General features: G+C 55.0%; 21 protein-coding genes. All 21 read right to left on the reverse strand.

All coding sequences use genetic code 11. The annotated features are described in order from the left end of the window. Window positions 1-62: 62 nt before the first annotated feature. Complete coding sequence (gene tsf, locus N685_RS0117105; protein ID WP_031410379.1) at window positions 63-947, reverse strand: translation elongation factor Ts; 885 nt, start codon at window positions 945-947, stop codon at window positions 63-65. Between the two features lie 157 nt (window positions 948-1,104). Continuing rightward, entirely contained in the window at window positions 1,105-1,812 is a 708-nt protein-coding gene (gene rpsB, locus N685_RS0117110; protein WP_021322279.1) for a 30S ribosomal protein S2, read from the reverse strand. Window positions 1,813-1,973: 161 nt separating this feature from the next. Then, window positions 1,974-2,591 carry a hypothetical protein gene (locus N685_RS0117115; protein WP_031410385.1) on the reverse strand — a complete coding sequence of 206 codons (618 nt, stop codon included), beginning with the start codon at window positions 2,589-2,591 and terminating at the stop codon, window positions 1,974-1,976. An 8-nt stretch (window positions 2,592-2,599) separates the two neighbouring features. After that, window positions 2,600-2,845, reverse strand: a complete 246-nt coding sequence (locus tag N685_RS0117120) for a hypothetical protein (RefSeq protein WP_031410387.1) — start codon at window positions 2,843-2,845, stop codon at window positions 2,600-2,602. Window positions 2,846-2,861: 16 nt separating this feature from the next. After that, the gene (locus N685_RS0117125) at window positions 2,862-3,617 is read right to left on the reverse strand and encodes a FliA/WhiG family RNA polymerase sigma factor (protein ID WP_031410389.1); all 756 of its coding nucleotides are present in this window, start codon (window positions 3,615-3,617) and stop codon (window positions 2,862-2,864) included. A gap of 38 nt (window positions 3,618-3,655) precedes the next feature. Next, window positions 3,656-4,153 (reverse strand): chemotaxis protein CheD, encoded by a 498-nt coding sequence (locus N685_RS0117130; RefSeq protein WP_031410391.1) that lies wholly within the window; start codon window positions 4,151-4,153, stop codon window positions 3,656-3,658. Continuing rightward, a complete protein-coding gene (locus tag N685_RS0117135; RefSeq protein ID WP_031410393.1) occupies window positions 4,150-4,782 on the reverse strand; it encodes a chemotaxis protein CheC in 633 nt (210 codons plus the stop codon). Before N685_RS0117135 ends, N685_RS0117130 begins: the two co-directional genes overlap by 4 nt. Window positions 4,783-4,804: 22 nt before the next feature. Next, window positions 4,805-5,242, reverse strand: a complete 438-nt coding sequence (locus N685_RS0117140) for a chemotaxis protein CheW (RefSeq protein ID WP_031410395.1) — start codon at window positions 5,240-5,242, stop codon at window positions 4,805-4,807. Window positions 5,243-5,323: 81 nt separating this feature from the next. Then, the gene (locus N685_RS0117145) at window positions 5,324-7,318 is read right to left on the reverse strand and encodes a chemotaxis protein CheW (protein WP_031410397.1); all 1,995 of its coding nucleotides are present in this window, start codon (window positions 7,316-7,318) and stop codon (window positions 5,324-5,326) included. A 12-nt stretch (window positions 7,319-7,330) separates the two neighbouring features. Then, window positions 7,331-8,380: a protein-glutamate methylesterase/protein-glutamine glutaminase gene (locus N685_RS0117150; protein WP_031410399.1), complete on the reverse strand. Its 1,050-nt coding sequence runs from the start codon at window positions 8,378-8,380 to the stop codon at window positions 7,331-7,333. A gap of 9 nt (window positions 8,381-8,389) precedes the next feature. Beyond that, entirely contained in the window at window positions 8,390-9,256 is an 867-nt protein-coding gene (locus N685_RS0117155) for a MinD/ParA family protein (RefSeq protein ID WP_031410401.1), read from the reverse strand. Then, a complete protein-coding gene (gene flhF, locus N685_RS0117160) occupies window positions 9,250-10,422 on the reverse strand; it encodes a flagellar biosynthesis protein FlhF (protein ID WP_031410403.1) in 1,173 nt (390 codons plus the stop codon). Before flhF ends, N685_RS0117155 begins: the two co-directional genes overlap by 7 nt. Then, window positions 10,419-12,464, reverse strand: a complete 2,046-nt coding sequence (gene flhA, locus N685_RS0117165; RefSeq protein WP_031410405.1) for a flagellar biosynthesis protein FlhA — start codon at window positions 12,462-12,464, stop codon at window positions 10,419-10,421. Before flhA ends, flhF begins: the two co-directional genes overlap by 4 nt. Before the next feature lie 18 nt (window positions 12,465-12,482). Next, window positions 12,483-13,562: a flagellar biosynthesis protein FlhB gene (flhB, locus tag N685_RS0117170; protein ID WP_031410407.1), complete on the reverse strand. Its 1,080-nt coding sequence runs from the start codon at window positions 13,560-13,562 to the stop codon at window positions 12,483-12,485. A 1-nt stretch (window position 13,563) separates the two neighbouring features. After that, window positions 13,564-14,337 (reverse strand): flagellar biosynthetic protein FliR, encoded by a 774-nt coding sequence (gene fliR / locus N685_RS0117175; protein ID WP_031410409.1) that lies wholly within the window; start codon window positions 14,335-14,337, stop codon window positions 13,564-13,566. A 6-nt stretch (window positions 14,338-14,343) separates the two neighbouring features. Then, window positions 14,344-14,613 carry a flagellar biosynthesis protein FliQ gene (gene fliQ / locus N685_RS0117180; RefSeq protein ID WP_011230735.1) on the reverse strand — a complete coding sequence of 90 codons (270 nt, stop codon included), beginning with the start codon at window positions 14,611-14,613 and terminating at the stop codon, window positions 14,344-14,346. Window positions 14,614-14,629: 16 nt separating this feature from the next. Next, window positions 14,630-15,298, reverse strand: coding sequence for a flagellar type III secretion system pore protein FliP (fliP, locus tag N685_RS0117185; protein ID WP_031410412.1), 669 nt, complete (start codon window positions 15,296-15,298; stop codon window positions 14,630-14,632). Then, a complete protein-coding gene (fliZ, locus tag N685_RS0117190) occupies window positions 15,291-15,947 on the reverse strand; it encodes a flagella biosynthesis regulatory protein FliZ (protein WP_031410414.1) in 657 nt (218 codons plus the stop codon). Before fliZ ends, fliP begins: the two co-directional genes overlap by 8 nt. Window positions 15,948-15,966: 19 nt before the next feature. Further along, entirely contained in the window at window positions 15,967-16,326 is a 360-nt protein-coding gene (locus N685_RS0117195) for a response regulator (RefSeq protein WP_031410415.1), read from the reverse strand. 25 nt (window positions 16,327-16,351) lie between these two features. Then, the gene (gene fliY / locus N685_RS0117200; RefSeq protein WP_031410417.1) at window positions 16,352-17,533 is read right to left on the reverse strand and encodes a flagellar motor switch phosphatase FliY; all 1,182 of its coding nucleotides are present in this window, start codon (window positions 17,531-17,533) and stop codon (window positions 16,352-16,354) included. Further along, window positions 17,523-18,527 carry a flagellar motor switch protein FliM gene (gene fliM, locus N685_RS0117205; RefSeq protein WP_031410419.1) on the reverse strand — a complete coding sequence of 335 codons (1,005 nt, stop codon included), beginning with the start codon at window positions 18,525-18,527 and terminating at the stop codon, window positions 17,523-17,525. Before fliM ends, fliY begins: the two co-directional genes overlap by 11 nt. Between the last annotated feature and the right edge of the window lie 10 nt (window positions 18,528-18,537).

The raw sequence follows: 18,537 nt of genomic DNA on the forward strand, positions 1-18,537 counted from the left end.
CCTCCATGATGCGAATCGCTTTGAAAAACAGGGAACACGCGCGTGTTCCCTGTTGCGGTCCGTCATTGCTTTCTGACTTGGCTCATGACTTCTTCGGCGAAATTGTCTTGGCGTTTTTCGAGCCCTTCGCCGACTTCGTAGCGGATGAACTGCTTGATTGTTGCTCCGTTCGATTCGACATATTGGCGCACCGTCACATCCGGGTTTTTCACGAACGCTTGCTCGAGCAGGCAGACGTCTTCGTAAAACTTGTTCAGCCGGCCTTCGACCATTTTTTCAACGATTTTTTCCGGCTTGCCTTCGTTTAACGCTTGTTGCTTCAACACTTCGCGCTCATGCGCGATCTCTTCTTGCGGCACGTCGTCGCGCGAGACGTATTTTGGATGAAGGGCGGCAATGTGCATGGCGACATCTTTGGCGACGTCTTCGCTCGCATTGCCAGCTAATAACGTTAATACGCCGATGCGCCCACCCATGTGCAAGTACGCACCAAACGTTTCGCCGTCCGCTTTATTGACGACGGCAAAGCGGCGAAGCGTAATTTTTTCACCAATTTTGGCAATCGCTTCGTTGATGTAGTCTTGGACGGTCGAACCGTTGTCCATCGTTTGACTGAGCGCTTCGTCCAGCGAAGCCGGCTTTTGTTTCAGCAAGTGGGCGGCCAATGTTTTCACAAGCGTTTGAAACTCTTCGTTTTTGGCGACGAAGTCCGTTTCCGAGTTTACTTCCAAAATGACAGCGGTGTTGCCTTCCGCCGCGATGTACGCCATTCCTTCGGCCGCGATGCGGTCTGCTTTTTTCGCCGCTTTGGCAATTCCTTTTTCGCGCAACCAGTCGATCGCTTTCTCCATGTCACCGTTCGTTTCAGTGAGCGCCTTTTTGCAGTCCATCATGCCTGCGCCTGTTTTTTCGCGCAGTTCTTTCACCATTTGTGCTGTAATCGCCATAAAAAAATCCTCCTTCTCATTGTCCCGTATATGTATCGGTGCCGGCAGCGGCTCCCCGTTTTGCCCTTATCCGTTAGTATAGCCAAAAGTTGCTGATTTCTGTCTCAAAAAAAGGTGATAAAAGGCTTTCCCCTCTTATCACCTTTCTTGAGCACCGTTACTCCGCTGCGACGGCCGCCTCTTCGCCTTGTTTCGCTTCGAGCACAGCGTCGGCGATTTTCGAAGTCAACAGCTTGACCGCGCGGATGGCATCATCGTTGGCCGGGATGACGTAGTCGATTTCATCCGGATCGCAGTTCGTGTCGACGATGCCGATGATCGGGATGTTCAATTTGCGGGCTTCCGCCACCGCGATCCGCTCTTTGCGCGGGTCGATGACGAACAGCGCATCCGGCAGCTCCTTCATGTCTTTGATGCCGCCCAAAAATTTCTCGAGCCGCTCTTTTTCTTTTTTCAAGCCGATGACTTCTTTTTTCGGCAGAACGTCAAATACGCCGTCTTCTTCCATTTTTTCAATTTCGCGCAGCCGTTTGATCCGTTTTTGGATCGTGGCAAAGTTCGTCAGCGTGCCACCGAGCCAGCGCTGATTGACATAAAACATGCCGCAGCGTTCTGCTTCTTCCTTCACGGATTCTTGCGCTTGTTTTTTCGTGCCGACGAACAAAATTTTGCCGCCATTCGCCGCCAATTCGCGGACGAAGTTGTATGCTTCCTCGACTTTTTTCACCGTTTTTTGCAAGTCGATGATATAGATGCCGTTGCGCTCCGTAAAAATGTATTTTTTCATTTTCGGGTTCCAACGGCGCGTCTGATGTCCAAAGTGGACGCCAGCTTCAAGCAGTTGTTTCATCGAAATAACCGACATGTATGCTCCTCCTGTTTCTTCGTGGTTTTTGGTCCTCCGCTTGCCTCATCTTTCAGCAAGACTGGCTGAGCCAGCACCGTTGCTGAAATCCGCAAGCGTGTGTACTCACACCATGAAAAAATATATCACAACTATGAGCGGCAAATCAAGCCGTTATTCGCCTATTGGTCCGTTTTTTGCGCAAATTTGAGCCATAGCTCGACTTCCGTTTTCCCTTTGCCGAGCTGTTTGGCAATTTCTTCGACTGTCGCTCCTTCCGCATATAGGCGGCGAGCGAGCTCACTCGCATCGACTGGTCGGGTGAATGAAAGTTCAAGTACATCCTTGACCGCTCCGATGTCTGGAAAATAGTCCAGCGTCGCGCTGGAGCGGCTTGTTTCTGCGCGTTTCCCGATTTCTCCCCGCTCCGCCGGCTCGTTTTCCTCCTTTTTTGCTTCCGCCGTTCGCTGTTCGACTCCCGCTCCGATTTCACCGCCTCCTGCCCCCGGCATCAACGCCGTCGCTTCGTCGCTCGTGTCCTGCTGCACACTGGGTGCACCGTTCGTTTGCCGTACAGAAACCAATGAAGCCGCTCTGTTGCCAAGCAATGAGTCAAGCTCAGCCAAAAAACGCTCGTTTTCTTCCTTCCAGGCGGCGAGATAAGCGGTCATGGCTTCTTCGAGCTCCTCAGCCCGCCGCTCCGCCTCACCAAGCCGCGACAGACGGAGGAAAAGCACAAGGATCAACCAAAACGACAAGGCGTGCAACAGCAAACTGATTGTTAGCCAAAATGCCATCATGATGTTCACTATCCTTGAATGTCGATCATTTTTCCTTTATAAGGGTGCCCTCCAAAACGGGACGCCTCCTGCTCGAGGCGAGCGCTCGTTCGTTTATCCGTCACCCGGCGGCGTGCACGCTCCGCCCGCTTTTCGCCGGCAGTTGCCATGTGCACCTGCACCGCATAGGAGTGTTGTTGCGTCGAGGCTTGAATCCGTTCCACATCGAGCGCTTTCGGCATGACGCTTTGCAACGCTGGAAGCTGGATGTCCATCGCTTTTTCTCTCCTCTCATTGCTCTTTTGCAAAAAAGCGGCGCAGTTTCCAAAGCGCTTTCGCATGAATTTGCGAAATTCTTGATGTCGACAAATGCAAAAGACTCCCGATTTCTGTAAACGTCAGCTCCTCTTTGTAAAACAAACTAATGACGAGCTGCTCTTTTTCGTTCAGCTGTCCGATGGCTTCAGCCAGCCTTTCGATCATTTCCTGCTTGACGATTTGCTCTTCGGGAAGCGGAGCGCGGTCATCGCGAACCGCCAACAATCCCTCATCTTCGTCGACGGTCGTCTGCCCGAGCGGCAGCCAATGGGAAAAAAACATTTCACTCGCCGCCGCCTGCACTTCCTCTTCCGTCATCCCGAGCTCAGCGGCGATCTCTTTCGCCGTCACCGATCGCATATGGCGCTGTTCGAGCCGCTCAATAGCTTCCTCAATTTTTTTGGCCTTATCACGCATGTTGCGCGGCAACCAGTCTTCTTTGCGCAAACCATCTAAGATGGCGCCGCGAATGCGAAACGAGGCGTACGTGTCGAACTTCAAATCACGCGATGGATCAAATTTCTCAAGCGCATCGTATAAACCGACGAGTCCAAGGCTGACGAGCTCATCCTTCGGCACGGAGCTCGGCAGCGTCGCCGAAATCCGCTGCACGTGGTAGAAGACAAGCGGCATATAACGCTGCACCAGCTCCTCAGCCGCATGGCGGTTACGGCCGTTGATCCATTCATCCCAGTATTTCCGTTCTTCGTCTTTTAGCGCGCTTCTCATTCTTCTCCCCCTTGCCTTGCGGAAACGGCGCGTCTCGGTCAAATTTCCTTTATTTCTTGAGTGGCGGTGCGGATGGAGAGCACGCCCGTCTGCGGATTAAATTCGATCGTACGGCCGTTACGGCCTCCGACATCTTCGGCAACGACCGGAATGTGAAGCCGCTCGAGCTGCTTTTTCACTTCCTCCACATTGCGCGCGCCAATGCCCATCACATCACCGCCAGCTGTCGAAAACGAAAACATTTGCGCCCCGCCAGCCATCTTCGCTTTCAGCATCCCTTTCCGACCACCGGCAGCCATGACGAGCTGAGCGAGCGCCTCAACGGCCGTATCGGCGTATTTGGCTGCATTGATGACTCCGCCGCGCGCCATCGAGGAATGCGGAAGCATGACGTGCGCCATGCCGGCAACCGCCTTGCCTGCGTCGTAAATGACGACACCGACGCACGATCCGAGTCCACATGTACGAATGACGTTCGGTGCTACGACAACCTCCATTTCCGCAATGCCGATTTTGACAGCCTGCGCTGTGCTCATAGACCATCCACACCTAGCGCTCGAAAGATGATGGAAAACGAATCTGGGTCAGGAAGAAGAAAGAAATGGCCGTTGATGCTTTCGTCCGGACGCCGTTCATCGTAAATGGCCGTGTCGATCAAAATGGCGTAATCGCCTACGCGCGACAGCTCAAGCAATCCGAACGACAGCACAGCTCCGATCATGTCGATGGCCAATGCCGGCACGGACGGGTGCAAGTTCAGCTGGGTAAAGTCAGCCAATGCCGATAAATACGAGCCGGCTAAAATGTTGCCGAGCTCCTGAAGCGCTGAGCAGCCAAGTTCATGGGCTTCTCCTTGAAACGAAAACGCGTCATCGCCAATCATCCGGCGGACAAATCGCTCAGCCTGCTCCGGCGGCAGCACAAAAAACATGTTTCCCGGCGCTTCTCCTTCGATGCGCAAATAGACACACGCCACCACTTGTTCCGGTCCGCCGATCAACTCCATCATTTCAGCAAACGTGGCAATTTGAACGCGCGGCACCGCCATTTCAATTTTTTTGTTTAGCAACGTCGACAAAGCCGTCGCCGCGTTGCCGGCGCCAATGTTGCCGATTTCGCGCAAAATGTCAATATGCATCCCTGTCAAGTTGCGAATATCATCCAATGCCAACGCTCCTCTCCACGGATTATCGGTCGAGCACTTTCGCCAAGTCAAGCAAAATGAGGAGCCGATTCTCCACTTTCGCCACGCCGTCGATGTAACTTGCCTCAACGGAGCCAATGGCCTCTGGCGGCGGTTCGATGCTTTCCGCCGGCAGATCAAGGACATCATTCGCCGCATCGACGATAAGCCCGACTTCCATATCTTCAAGAGCGGCGATAATGATCCGCGTCTGTTCCCCATATGGTTCGGGGGCAAATCCGAACCGCTCGCGCAAATCGATGATCGGTGTCACAACACCACGCAGGTTAATGACCCCTTTTACATAATGAGCCGTTCCCGGCACACGTGTAATCGGCTGCATTTTCTCGATGGAACGGACATGTTGCACCGGCAGAGCATATTCTTCTTCTTTCAGGCGAAACGCAATCACTTTCCAATCTGCTTGCACGCTGGCCGTCATCCAATCCTCCCCTTTTTTTCGACATACCACTGAAAACGGCAGATCAATGCCATAGGCGCCCTGCACCGACGCGGCCATCTCCTACTTCACGAGCGCGTTGCAGTCGATAATCAGCGCCACTCGGCCGTCTCCTAAAATCGTCGCCCCGGAGATGGCAAAAACAGAAGATAAATAGTTTCCGAGCGATTTCAACACGACTTCTTGCTGCCCGATAAACGAGTCAACCGCCAACGCCGCCAGTTTTTCCCCTTTCCGGACGATCACGACTGCCACCGCATCTCCGTCATCCGCCGCTCCAGGAACAGCAAAAACGTCTTTCAGGCGGACAAGCGGCACGATTTTGCCGCGAAAATCGATGACCGGCTGGTTGTGGGCGGAAAAAATCTCTTCCTTTTTCACCAACGCCGTCTCAATGATCGATGACAGCGGAATCGCGTACGTTTCCTCGGCGATTTGAACAAGCAACACGGAAATGATCGACAATGTGAGCGGCAGCTGAATCGAAAAGAGCGACCCTTTTCCAGGCTGCGAATCAACCGAAACGGTGCCGCCGAGCGACTCAATCGTGCTTTTGACAACATCCAAACCGACGCCGCGGCCGGAAATGTCAGAAACTTTCTCAGCGGTCGAAAAGCCGGGAGCGAAAATAAGCTCGTAAATTTGCTGATCGTTCAAATGCTCCGCCGCCTGCGGCGAGACAATGCCGCGGCTTTTCGCCTTTTGCAGCACCTTCTCCCGGGAAATGCCGGCGCCGTCATCCTCGATTTCAATAAAGACATGGTTGCCGCTATGGTACGCTCGCAATTGAATGATCCCTTCTTCCGGCTTTCCGCGCACCGCCCGAACGTCCGGCGCTTCGATGCCGTGGTCGAGTGCATTGCGGATCAAATGGACAAGCGGGTCGCCGATTTCATCAATCACCGTCCGGTCAAGCTCGGTATCCGCCCCGATGATCTCCAGGCGCACCTTTTTGCCGAGCTCGCGGGCGAGCTGGCGCACCATGCGCGGAAAGCGGTTGAACACCGTTTCGACTGGCACCATGCGCATATTTAAAATGATTGTCTGCAAATCGCTCGAGATGCGAGACATCCGCTCGACCGTTTCCGTCAATTCGGCATGGTTCAGCTCGCGGGAAATTTGCTCAAGTCGACCGCGGTCGACGACCAATTCTTCAAATAAGTTCATCAATCGATCAAGCCGTTCAATGTTGACGCGGATCATTTTCGTCGCCTGTTTCGCTGTTTGTTTTTCCGGCGCCTCCGCTTCGGCTTGAACGGCCGCCGCCTGCTCCATAACGGCTGGTTGCTCGGCCGCTTTCTCGCTTTCTGCCGACGGTTCATCGCTCAATAGCCTAGACACCTTGACCTCATCAATTTCCGAAATGCCCATCAGCCGCTTTTGCAGCTCATCGGCTGGCGATTTGGATACGACCGTAACGAGAAACTCCCGATCAAACTGTTCTTCCTCTAACATCTCGACCGGCGGCGTTGCTTTTACAATTTCGCCAACCTCATTCAGCTGTTCAAACACCATATAGACGCGCGCCGCTTTCAACAAGCAGTCATCGCGAAGCCGAACGCGGATTTCGTAGACGGAAAACCCCTGCTCCTTCGCCTGCTCGAGTACGTGGTATTCAAATTCTCCATACGCATGTTCAAGGGGCGGTTCCTCCCTTGCTGCCTGCTTGTTCGGCATCTCTCCTTGCTCGATTCGTTTCAGCAGCTCGATTGTTCCCCGTACATCGCGCGTTCCGTCACCGCCTGCAGCGATGGAGCTGATCATCGCCTCCAAATGGTCGACGGCCTCAAAAATGACGTCAAGCAACTCCGGGGTAACGGAAAGACGCCGATTGCGGATGCCATCGAGCACGTTTTCCATTTGGTGTGTCAAATTAGCTAAATCTTCAAACCCCATCGTGGCGGACATGCCTTTCAACGTATGGGCCGAGCGGAAAATATCGTTCACCACAGACATGTCTTCCGGAGTTTTTTCAAGTTCCAGCAACCGCTCGTTGATCGTCTGCAAATGCTCTTTGCTTTCGTCAATAAATAAATCCAAATACTGGCTCATGTCCATGCCGTTTCCCCCCTACTCCCCGATCGATTGGACGATGGCGGCAGCGATGCTGTCAAGCGGAGCGATGACATCAACGACGCCAGCCTCGATCGCCGCTCTTGGCATCCCAAAGACAACAGCGGTCTCGCGCGCCTCTGCGATCACTTTTGTGTTCCCGCTTTCCTTCAGTTTTTTCAACCCTGCTGTTCCGTCGCTTCCCATCCCCGTCATAATCACCGCGATTTTCCGACAGTGGCGAATGGCAGCGAGCGACTCGAACAACACGTCAACAGCTGGACGGTGGCCCGCACGCGGCGGCGATTCGTCGAAACAGGCTGTCAGCGCACCGCCTTCTTCGCGAACGATGAGATGGACGTCGCCTGGCGCGATATAGGCGGTGCCATTCCGCAGCACCTCCCCGTCTCCCGCCTCCTTGACCGTGATCGCGGCGAGCGCATTAAGCCGGTTGGCGAGCGATGCCGTAAACCCTTTCGGCATATGCTGGACGACAACAACCGGGGCAGCGAAATCAGGCGGAAGCTGCGTCAGCACCGTCTCGAGCGCGCGCGGGCCGCCGGTGGAAGTGCCGATAGCGATGATCACCTGTTGCGGCCGCACCGCTGTTTTGAACGGTGGGCGCCAAGGTGGACATTGGCGGCGCGGGGCAGTCAAGGCGGCCACATTCGCTTCGCTCGCGTGCAACACTTTGTGAATCAGCTCGTCCTTCACTTTGTACAAATCAAGCGAAATCGGTCCGGACGGCTTGGCGACAAAGTCGACCGCCCCGTACTGCATAGCAGCGATCGTGTTTTCCGCCCCTTCAGTCGTCGTGCTTGACACCATCACAACCGGCACGGGATGATCCCGCATGATGCGTTGCAGCGTTTCGAGCCCGTTCATGACCGGCATCTCCACATCAAGCGTCACGACATCCGGCCGTAGGGCGGCGATTTGATCGAGCGCCTCCCGGCCGTTGCGGGCCGTTCCGATGACTTCGAGGCGCGGATGTTCGGACAAAAAATCACTGATCCATTTGCGCATAAACGCCGAGTCATCGACGACAAGCACCTTGATCGTCTTCATGTTCCGCCTCTACCTTTCTAGCAAAAGTTGACGCAGCTTCGCAAAAAAGCGGGAAGCCTGCTCCGGTTTTTTTTCTCCCCCTGCCGCATAGCGGCATGCCATCTGGTGCACTGCCCGGCTCGCCTTTGCCGCCGGATCCAAGAGAACAAACGGCGTTTGCCGAACAACACAGCGTGCGACAGTCCGGTCTTCGGGAACGACGCCAAGCAAGGCGATGTCTTTATAGAAAAATCGGCTGGCGGCATGTTGCAGGCGCGAAAAGACGCCATATCCTTCCCGCTCGCTGCCAGCGCGGTTGACGATGACGGAAAACGGCGCCTCGCTGCCGGCGGTGTGCATATATTTCATCATGGCGTACGCATCCGTCATCGCGGTCGGCTCCGGCGTCGTGACGATAAACACATCGTCGACGGACTTTAAAAAATACAATCGTTCTTCTGAGGCACCTGCCCCCATATCGAAAATGAGATAATCATATCGCGACGCCAACATCTGCAGCTCGGCCAACAAATAATCGATAGCGGATCGATCGACACTCAACCATTGCGCGGCGCCCGTCCCTCCAGCAATGTATGATAAGTGCTCCGGACCGCTTTTTACCAGCTCTGCGAGCGGCAACCGCGCGGAAAACCAATCCGCCAACGTCAATGGCGACGACTGGCCGAGCAAAATGTCGATGTTACCCATGCCGATGTCCATATCAAGCAACAAGACGCGAAACCCGAGCTTCGAGAGCGAAAGCGAAAAATTGAGCGAAAGGTTTGACTTGCCGACTCCGCCTTTTCCGCTCGTTACCGCGATGGTCCGCGGCCCCGCCGCCGGCTGGCGCCGGCGGCCCAGCTCATAGCGCAGCCGTTCCGCTTGATCACTCACCATCGCTCCGCCCCAAACAGCAGATGAACGAGCCGGTCAGCGGACGCTTCCACCATGTCGTCCGGCACATTTTGCCCGTTTGTGAAATAGGCGGCGGCAAGCCGGCTGTCAAGCAACACATTGACGATCGTTCCAAACGAGTCCGTCTCATCGAGCTTCGTCACGATCAGCCGATCAATCGGCAGGCGGGAAAAGTGGTGGTAAATGGTTTTCATATCGTCATACTTTCCGGTGGCGGCGAACACAAGAAACGTTTCCGTTTCGCTGTCAAACTCGAGCGTTTTCTGCAGTTCATCCACGTATTGCGGGTTGCGGAAGTTGCGGCCAGCTGTATCCACGAACACGAGATCGCAGCCGGCCAACTTCCGCTTCGCCGTCCGAAAATCGTCAGCATTGTAGCATACTTCCAACGGCGCGTGCAAAATGTCGGCATAGGTCTTCAGTTGGTCGATGGCGGCGATCCGGTACGTGTCAGCCGTGATGAACCCGATTTTTTTCCCTTGCTCGAGGACGGCGCGCCCCGCCATTTTGGCGAGCGTCGTCGTTTTTCCAACCCCGGTCGGACCAAGCAAAATCATATACTTTTTTTGCTCCGCCGTTTTGACAAACGGAAGCGTCGACAATAGATCGCGCACCGCCTCTTTCGTCCAGGCGGAGACCGCAGCGGGCGACCGGCCGTCTTTGTCGGCATACCACCGTTCAAGCAGGCGATCCATCACTTGGCGGACGTACACATCCGCCATCCCTTGCCGAACGAGGCGCTGTTCCGCTTCCGCAAGCGGCGGAGGATATAGCAGCGAAGACGAGCGGGCGTTGAACTGACGGATGAGCGCCTTGACTTCCTCGATCTCACGGGCAAGCGAGTCGTCTTCCTCCCGCTCGGCCACCGGCAAAGGGGCAAAGGACGCAGCAGCACTCGGCTGTCGCGTCAACGACGCGGCGGCACTCGGCTGTCGCGTCAACGACGCGGCGGCACTCGGCTGTCGCGGCGGCAGTGGATCCGGATCGACTCCGGCCAACACTTCGATCTTTTTTTTCGCAAACAGACCGAAAAATCCGCCAGTCTGCACGACTTTCGAGTGCAAAATGACGGCGTCGCGGCCAAGCTCGGCGCGAACCATTTTCATCGCTTCATTCATGGACGGGGCGACAAATTTTTTTACTTTCATTCGATTTCCACCATCCCCACGCTTTGAACTTCGACATCCGCTTCAAGCTCGTTGTACGACAACACCGGAACAGTCGGAAAATGGCGCTCGGTCAGCTGGCGGACGTACATGCGCACCGCCGGAGAGCAGAGCAAAATCGGCGTCTGGCCGGCGAACGGATGGCGTTCCAGCGCCGCGGCGATCGCTTCCACAAACGCCTGCGCCCGCGCCGGCTCGAGCGCCAAATAGCGGCCGTGCTCTGTTTGCTGCACGGCGTCGGCGATCATTTTTTCCGCCCTGCCCGACAGCGTAATGACGCGTAGCGGCTCGCCCGGCACGGCGTACTGCGAGGTGATTTGCCGCGCCAACGCTTGACGGACGTATTCCGTCAGCAAGTCGGTGTCGCTGGTCAGGCGGGCAAAATCGGCGAGCGCCTCAAAAATGAGCGGCAAGTTGCGGATCGACACTTTCTCTTTCAACAACTTGGCAAGCACTTTTTGCACGTCGCCGACAGACAGCGGATTCGGCGTCACCTCGTCGACAAGCACCGGATACGACTCTTTCAAATGATCGATCAGCTGCTTCGTTTCCTGACGCCCCAGCAGTTCATGGGCATGGGCCTTCAGCACCTCCGTCAAGTGTGTTGAGACGACGGATGGCGGGTCAACGACCGTATAGCCGAGCATTTCCGCCCGGTCTTTTACGGTCTCGGAAATCCATTTCGCCGGCAGCCCGAACGCCGGCTCGACCGTTTCAATGCCATCGATTGAACCGTCATCCACACCAGGGCTCATCGCCAAATAATGGTCAAGCAACAACTCCCCGCGCGCGACCTCTGCACCTTTTACTTTGATCCGGTACTCATTCGGCTGCAGCTGAATGTTGTCGCGAATGCGCACAACCGGGATGACGATGCCGAGCTCAAGCGCGAGCTGGCGGCGGATCATGACGATCCGGTCAAGCAAATCGCCGCCCTGATTAGCGTCAGCGAGCGGAATGAGCGCATAGCCGAACTCAAATTCGATCGGGTCAACGTGCAGCAGCTGAATAACGCTTTCCGGACTTTTCAATTCGTCGGCGGCGGCCGCCTCCTCTTCCGGAGCGGCCAATGCCGCTTCCTCTTGCTTTTGCCGCTCGATAAATCGGTAGCCGCCTAACGCCAACAGCCCGGCCACCGACATGGTCAATACATCGTTGATAGGCGTAAACAAACCGAGCAGAAAAATCGTTCCCGCCGTCACATACAGCATTTTCGGAAAGGCGAACAGCTGGCGCATAATATCGCCGCTTAAATTGCTGTCCGACGCCGCCCGGGTGACAATGATGCCGGTGGCGGTCGAAATGAGCAGCGCAGGAATTTGACTCACAATTCCGTCACCCACTGTCAAAAGCGTGTAACGCTTCGCCGCCTCGGCCATCTCCATCCCTTGCTCGACAACGCCAATCACCATGCCAAACAGCATGTTAATGACGACGATAATGATGCTGGCGATGGCATCCCCTTTGACAAATTTGCTTGCTCCGTCCATCGCCCCGTAAAAATCGGCCTCGCGCGCGACTTTTTCCCGCCGCCTGCGCGCCTCTTGCTCCGAGATCATGCCGGCGTTTAAGTCAGCGTCAATGCTCATCTGCTTGCCCGGCAAGGCATCGAGCGTGAAGCGGGCCGCCACTTCAGAGACGCGCTCCGCCCCTTTCGTGATGACGATAAACTGAATAATGACCAAAATTAAAAACACGACAAACCCAACAACCACGTCGCCGCCGACGACAAACGTCCCGAACGTCTCGACGACGCCGCCCGCCTTCCCTGTGCTTAAAATCGAACGCGTCGTCGACACGTTCAGCCCTAACCGAAACAACGTCAACACGAGCAGCAAGGACGGGAAGACGGAAAACTCCAACGGCTCTTTCGTGTTCATGGCCGTCAGCAGCACAAGCAAGGCAAGAGAAATATTGATGATGATCAGTACGCTCAACAGCCACGTCGGCAGCGGGATGACGAGCATGGCGACGATGAGCACGACAAGAAATAACACCGACAAGTCTTTGATTTGCGCTTGCATTCCCTTCTCTCCCTGATGCTACATTCGCTTCAGCCGATAGACGTATGCCAAAATTTCCGCCACTGCCTGAAAAAACGCCTCCGGAATCATGTCGCCGACTTCCGTCTGGCGGTAGAGCGCCTGCGCCAGCGGACGATTCTCCACGGTCACCACGCCGTGGGCTTTCGCCACTTCCTTGATTTTCAGCGCCATGTAGTCCGCTCCTTTTGCCACGACGACCGGCGCCTCCATCTTGCCGTCTTCATACTGGAGGGCAACGGCGTAATGCGTCGGGTTGGTGATGACGACATCCGCTTTTGGCACTTCCTGCATCATCCGCCTCATGGCCATCTCGCGCTGTTTTTGCTTGATGCGCGATTTGATGAGCGGGTCGCCTTCCGTCTTTTTATACTCATCTTTGATGTCTTGCTTGGACATGCGAATGTTTTTTTCAAACTCAAATCGTTGGTACAAGTAATCAAACAATGACAAAAACAAGAGCGCCGCCGCAGCGTACAGCCCCATTTTCACCGTCAAGCCGCCGATGACCACCAAGGCGGCGCCCGGCGTCTTGGAAACGAGCGCCGCCAACTCGTTCCGTTCGGCCAGCAGCGCCGCGAACACGACCGCACCGATGATTCCAGCTTTTAATACGGATTTCAACAGCTCGACCAAAGCGCGCAACGAAAACAGCCGTTTCATCCCTTGCACCGGGTTGAGGCGATTCCAATCGATTTTTAACGGCTCGACGGTGAACATGGCGCCGATTTGCAAAAAGTTGGCCAACCCAGCCGCCAGCACTGCAGCGGCGAACAGCGGCGCCAAAAGCAAGGCCGCATGGGAAAGCCAGTCAAGAAACAGCCGGTGAAGCGAATCAACGGTCAACGAAGCGGATGCAGAATCGGCCAAGGCGCGGGCGAACAATCGCAACAGGCCGTCCCGCTCGTACGCCCCAGCCAAGGACAAAGAAAGAAACGAAGCAAGCAAAACGGAAGCCGAGACAACATCACCGCTTTTGGCCACCTGCCCTTTTTCCCGCACTTCCTGCCGTTTGCGCGGCGTCGCTTTTTCCGTTTTTTCCCCAGCAAAAAACTGCAAGTCAAGCCGCCATCCGCCCATCTTACGAGCCCCCCAACAGCTGCATAAACTCGCGCAACGAGGCAAACATGAAATGAAATACGTCGCGCGCCGCAAGCAATATTCCTCCAACCGCCGCCAAAAGGAGCCCAAACGCCGCCGCCGTTTTGGCGGAAAAACCGACCGCGAAAATGTTCATTTGCGGCACCGCGCGGGCGATGATGCCAAGCGCCACGTCGACTAAAAAGAGCGATCCGACAAGCGGAGCAGCCATTTGGAAAGCAGCGGCGAACATCGCGGCAAACACCCGCACCGCGTATTCCATTGCCCGCCCGTCAGCGACGTGCGGCAAGCGGTCAAGCGGCAGCCAATGATAGCTGTAAAACATGCCGTCAAGCAACAAATGATGGCCGTCAAGCGAAAGAAGCAACAGCAGCGCCAACGAGTGAAGGTATTGGCCGAGCAGCGGGCTTTGCGCCCCTGTTTGCGGATCGATCACATTGGCGATGGCAAACCCGATTTGAAAATCGATCAGCCCGCCGGCGATTTGCACCGCCGCCATGAGGATCGCCGCCAGCAGCCCAAGCGCCAGTCCAACGAGCGCTTCTTTTACGACGAGCAATACGTACATGCCGTCAAGCGGCAGCACAGGTTTTGGCATCGCCAAAAACAACAGCCAGCTGAACAAAAACGCCAATCCGACTTTATACGAAGCCGGCACCGTCCGGTAAGAAAACAGCGGCATCGCCGCGAAAAACGAAGCGGTGCGCACAAAGACGAGCAAAAATGCTGGAAAATAAGTCCAAGCCTGTTCCATCCTTGATCAGCCTATAAACGACGCAAGATTGTTGAAAATATCGTGCGCGTACGACACCATTTTCGAGAGCATCCACGGCCCAAAGAACACAAGCCCAAGCAAGACGGCGACGATTTTCGGCACAAAAGCGAGCGTCTGCTCTTGAATTTGCGTCGCCGCCTGAAAAATGCTGACGACAAGCCCCACGGCAAGCGACAACAACAAGAGCGGCCCGCAGACGACGAGCACGATATATACGCCTTGTTCGGCAAGGCGGATGATGAAATCGGCACTCATAAACGCCACCTATCTTTTAATGAAAACTTTGCAGCAATGATTTGACGACCAAATGCCAGCCATCAACAAGGACAAACAATAAAATTTTAAACGGCAGCGAAATCATCACCGGCGGCAGCATCATCATCCCCATCGACATTAAGACGCTGGCGACGATCATGTCGATAACTAAAAATGGAAGAAAAATCATAAAGCCCATTTGAAACGCCGTTTTCAACTCACTAATGGCAAACGCCGGCACGAGCGCCGTCATCGGAATGTCGTTGACCGTTTTCGGCTGTTTGGCCCCGCTGTACGATAAAAACAGCGCCAAATCTTCCTGCCTCGTGTATTGGCTCATAAACTGCTTCAGTGGAACAGCCGCTCGTTCATACGCCTCCTCCAAATCAATTTTGTCAGCGAACAGCGGCTGCAGCGCCTGATCGTTGATGTCTTTCCAAGTTGGCGCCATAACGAAAAACGTTAAAAACAAGGCGAGCCCGACGAGCACTTGGTTCGGCGGCATTTGCTGCGTGCCGAGCGCTGTGCGCACAAACGACAACACGATGACGATGCGTGTAAAACATGTCATCATGATTAAAATGCCGGGAGCGATCGACAAAACGGTGAGCAGGAGAAGAAGCTTCACCGCTGTCGACACGTGTTCGGGAGCCATCGAATCAAACATATGGACAAATTCACTCATCGCCGGCCGTCCCTTTCTTCTTCAACCGATTAAGCCACTCGTTTCGTTTTTCGGCCATTTGCTTCATCTCCTCAGCCAACAGCGCCGAAAACGACGGCGGCAAACCGCTTTTCCGCTTTGATTTCGCTGTCCATTCACCGCGAAGGAAGGAGCCGAACCAGCCAAACTCCCCCATTCGTTCCAACCGTTCGCGATGCTGTGTCAACAGCTCATTGATTTCTTCTTTATCCTCAATTTCCCTAAGCAGCTGAATGGAATCGCCGACGCCGATGACAAGCAGCCGCCGGCCGACTTTAATCAGCTGCACGGAGCGGTTCGCTCCGACGCTCGTCCCGCCGAGATGTTCGATGATGCCTTTTTGGCCGGAAACGAACGGCTGACGGCGGGAAAGCCATTGAAACAGCGCATAAAGAAGGAAGAGAACAAAGGCGGTCGCGCCGATGAGCCGAAGCACATCGGACACGGAAACCGCATCAGCGGCTTGATTCACTGTCTGTTTTGTCTGTTGCCCGGAAGGAGCTGACGGCCCGCATGAATCGGGATGCTGCAGGCAGTCGGCAACCGTCGGGCTTGGAGCGGCCGATACCCGCGTCGCCCCCAAAGCGATCGCCGCAGCCAGCAAAGCGGCCGCCCAGCGCCACATTGCCATAGTCTCCACCTCTGATCGCTCACCCGATCGTTTTGTTGATCGCTTCAATGACACGGTCCGCTTGGAACGGCTTGACCACAAAATCTTTCGCCCCGGCTTGAATGGCGTCAATCACCATCGCCTGCTGCCCCATCGCGGAGCACATAATGATTTTGGCGTTGCTGTCGATTTTTTTAATTTCTTTGAGCGCCGTAATGCCGTCCATCTCCGGCATCGTAATGTCCATTGTCACCACGTCAGGACGCGTTTCCTTGTATTTCTCGATCGCCTGCCGCCCGTCCGCCGCTTCGGCGACGACTTCATGTCCGTTTTTCGTCAAAATGTCTTTAATCATCATGCGCATAAATGCCGCATCATCAACGACAAGCACTCTTGCCATGTCCCCAACCTCCCCAATCGCCTGTTTATTTTAGCCGTTTTAGCCGATCGCTTTGGCTGATGATGTCCGTGATGCGGACGCCGAAATTTTCATCGATGACGACAACCTCGCCTTTGGCGATCAGCTTGTTGTTGACAAACACGTCGACCGGTTCACCAGCCAGCTTATCGAGCTCGATGATCGATCCAGTCGACAGCTGCAAAATTTCCTGCACCGACCGCTTCGTCCGCCCGAGTTCCACCGTCACCTGCAACGGCACATCAAACAGGAGCTCCAAATTGCGCGCCTCCGTTGCCGCAAGCGGCGGGGCATCGAACTCGACGAAATCAGCGGCTTGAATATGCCGAGCGGTTGCACCATCCCTCTCCTTGTTCGCGCGGCCAGCCGGCGGTTCATCCGCCGAGCGGCTAACCGCTTCCGAAACAGACGCACCGACATTCGCCTGGGCGTAAGTCGGAACAGGCTGAGGCTCGCCAAACGGTCGTGCGTCCGCCGACGGCTTGAGGTTGACTTCCGCAGCCCCCGGCTCCTCAAGCGGTGAGCCGAGCAATTGAGCGACCAATTCTTTTGCGAAGTCAATCGGCAGCAGCTGCATAATGCTTGAGTCGATCAGCTCGCCAATTTTCAAGCGAAACGACACTTTAATGAAAAAATCTTCGTTCGGCAAATATTCCATCCCTTTTCCTTCCGTCAAATCAAGCAGATGGAGCGTCGGTGGAGAAATGTCGACTCGTTTGCCAAAGACGGTCGACATGGATGTCGCTGCCGAGCCCATCATTTGATTCATCGCTTCTTGAACGGCGCTCAGCTGAATCTCTCCCAGCGGGCCATCCGCCGCCGTTCCGTCACCGCCAAGCATCAAATCAGCGATGATCGCTGCGTCTTGCTGCTTAATGACAAGCAAGTTGGTTCCAAGCAACCCTTCCGTGTAGTTGACTTGGATGGCGACATATGGCTGCGGAAATTCGTCAGCGACGCTTGTGCGCTCGATAATGGACACGCTGGGCGTCGTAATTTCCACCTTTTGGTTCAATAACATCGACAGTGCAGTCGCCGAACTGCCGAAAGAGATATTGCCGATTTCCCCCAGGGCGTCTTGCTCGAGCGGAGTCAGAACATCATGGAGCGCCGGAACATGGCCGTCGCTGTCCATTCCGCGCAACAAAGCATCGATTTCATCCTGCGATAACATTCCATCATTCATCATGGTCGTCTTCGTCCCCCTCGATCATCGCTAAAATTTGCACCGCCAGCTTTTTGTTCCGCTTCCCCGGCTGGCCGATAAACTTTGGAATATGGCCGACTTTGACGACGAGCGGCTCATGAATCGACTGCTCGAGCTGAATGACATCGCCGGCCTCGAGTTGAAGAAATTCATTGACCGTGATGACCGCCGTTCCCAGTTCAGCGATAATCGGCAATTTTGCCGCGCGGATGCGCTGTTCGATCCGTTTCGCTTCCTCGGGGGAACGCTCCTTTTTTTGCGCCTGCATCCAGTAATGCACCGACAGCCGCGGCATAATCGGCTCCAAGACGACATGCGGAATGCACACATTCATCATGCCGCGCGCTTCGCCGATTTGCGTGTTGAGCGAAATGACGACGACGGTGTCGTTCGGCGCAATCATGCGCAAAAACTGCGGATTGACTTCAAAATCGACAAAGAGCGGGTCGACTTCCGCTACCGATTCCCAAGCGTCGCGCCAATGGACAAACGCCTTGTCAAACAAATTGGACATGATGCGTGTTTCAATTTCAGTCAAATGCTCCACTTTATCCATGCCGACACCGCGCCCGCCCATCACCCGGTCAAGCATGGCGTAAGCGATGTTCGGGTTGACTTCCAAAAGGACATGTCCGTCAAGCGGCGGCACCTCAAAGACATTGATGATCGTCATTTTTGGGATGGAGCGAACAAATTCTTCGTATGGAATTTGGTCGGCTGATGCAACCGAAATTTGCACATACGTGCGCAACTGAGCGGAAAAAAACGTTGTCAGCAGGCGGGCGAAATTCTCATGAATGCGCGTCAGGCTGCGGATTTGATCTTTGGAAAATCGGAGCGCCCGCCGGAAATCATACGTTTTGACGCGTCGCCCTTCCTCCTCTTTTTTCAACTCCTCCGCGCTCATCTCCCCTGCAGAAAGCGCAGCGAGCAACGCGTCAATTTCGCTTTGCGACAATACTTCCCCGGCCGTCATTTCATCTTCC

This window comes from Geobacillus vulcani PSS1 (assembly GCF_000733845.1).
GTDB lineage: Bacteria > Bacillota > Bacilli > Bacillales > Anoxybacillaceae > Geobacillus > Geobacillus vulcani.

What these genes read in the sequence shown, in the direction of transcription:
- rpsB (WP_021322279.1), bottom strand. Translation starts at nt 1,812, where the DNA reads ATGTCGGTTATTTCGATGAAACAACTGCTTGAAGCTGGCGTCCACTTT.
- flhB (WP_031410407.1), bottom strand. Translation starts at nt 13,562, where the DNA reads ATGGGCGGATGGCGGCTTGACTTGCAGTTTTTTGCTGGGGAAAAAACG.
- fliP (WP_031410412.1), bottom strand. Translation starts at nt 15,298, where the DNA reads ATGAGTGAATTTGTCCATATGTTTGATTCGATGGCTCCCGAACACGTG.
- flhF (WP_031410403.1), bottom strand. Translation starts at nt 10,422, where the DNA reads ATGAAAGTAAAAAAATTTGTCGCCCCGTCCATGAATGAAGCGATGAAA.
- N685_RS0117155 (WP_031410401.1), bottom strand. Translation starts at nt 9,256, where the DNA reads ATGGTGAGTGATCAAGCGGAACGGCTGCGCTATGAGCTGGGCCGCCGG.
- N685_RS0117145 (WP_031410397.1), bottom strand. Translation starts at nt 7,318, where the DNA reads ATGGACATGAGCCAGTATTTGGATTTATTTATTGACGAAAGCAAAGAG.
- N685_RS0117115 (WP_031410385.1), bottom strand. Translation starts at nt 2,591, where the DNA reads ATGATGGCATTTTGGCTAACAATCAGTTTGCTGTTGCACGCCTTGTCG.
- N685_RS0117125 (WP_031410389.1), bottom strand. Translation starts at nt 3,617, where the DNA reads ATGAGAAGCGCGCTAAAAGACGAAGAACGGAAATACTGGGATGAATGG.
- N685_RS0117130 (WP_031410391.1), bottom strand. Translation starts at nt 4,153, where the DNA reads ATGAGCACAGCGCAGGCTGTCAAAATCGGCATTGCGGAAATGGAGGTT.
- fliQ (WP_011230735.1), bottom strand. Translation starts at nt 14,613, where the DNA reads ATGAGTGCCGATTTCATCATCCGCCTTGCCGAACAAGGCGTATATATC.
- fliR (WP_031410409.1), bottom strand. Translation starts at nt 14,337, where the DNA reads ATGGAACAGGCTTGGACTTATTTTCCAGCATTTTTGCTCGTCTTTGTG.
- fliY (WP_031410417.1), bottom strand. Translation starts at nt 17,533, where the DNA reads ATGATGAATGATGGAATGTTATCGCAGGATGAAATCGATGCTTTGTTG.
- fliM (WP_031410419.1), bottom strand. Translation starts at nt 18,527, where the DNA reads ATGACGGCCGGGGAAGTATTGTCGCAAAGCGAAATTGACGCGTTGCTC.
- flhA (WP_031410405.1), bottom strand. Translation starts at nt 12,464, where the DNA reads ATGCAAGCGCAAATCAAAGACTTGTCGGTGTTATTTCTTGTCGTGCTC.
- N685_RS0117150 (WP_031410399.1), bottom strand. Translation starts at nt 8,380, where the DNA reads ATGAAGACGATCAAGGTGCTTGTCGTCGATGACTCGGCGTTTATGCGC.
- fliZ (WP_031410414.1), bottom strand. Translation starts at nt 15,947, where the DNA reads ATGGCAATGTGGCGCTGGGCGGCCGCTTTGCTGGCTGCGGCGATCGCT.
- N685_RS0117140 (WP_031410395.1), bottom strand. Translation starts at nt 5,242, where the DNA reads ATGACGGCCAGCGTGCAAGCAGATTGGAAAGTGATTGCGTTTCGCCTG.
- N685_RS0117120 (WP_031410387.1), bottom strand. Translation starts at nt 2,845, where the DNA reads ATGGACATCCAGCTTCCAGCGTTGCAAAGCGTCATGCCGAAAGCGCTC.
- tsf (WP_031410379.1), bottom strand. Translation starts at nt 947, where the DNA reads ATGGCGATTACAGCACAAATGGTGAAAGAACTGCGCGAAAAAACAGGC.
- N685_RS0117195 (WP_031410415.1), bottom strand. Translation starts at nt 16,326, where the DNA reads ATGGCAAGAGTGCTTGTCGTTGATGATGCGGCATTTATGCGCATGATG.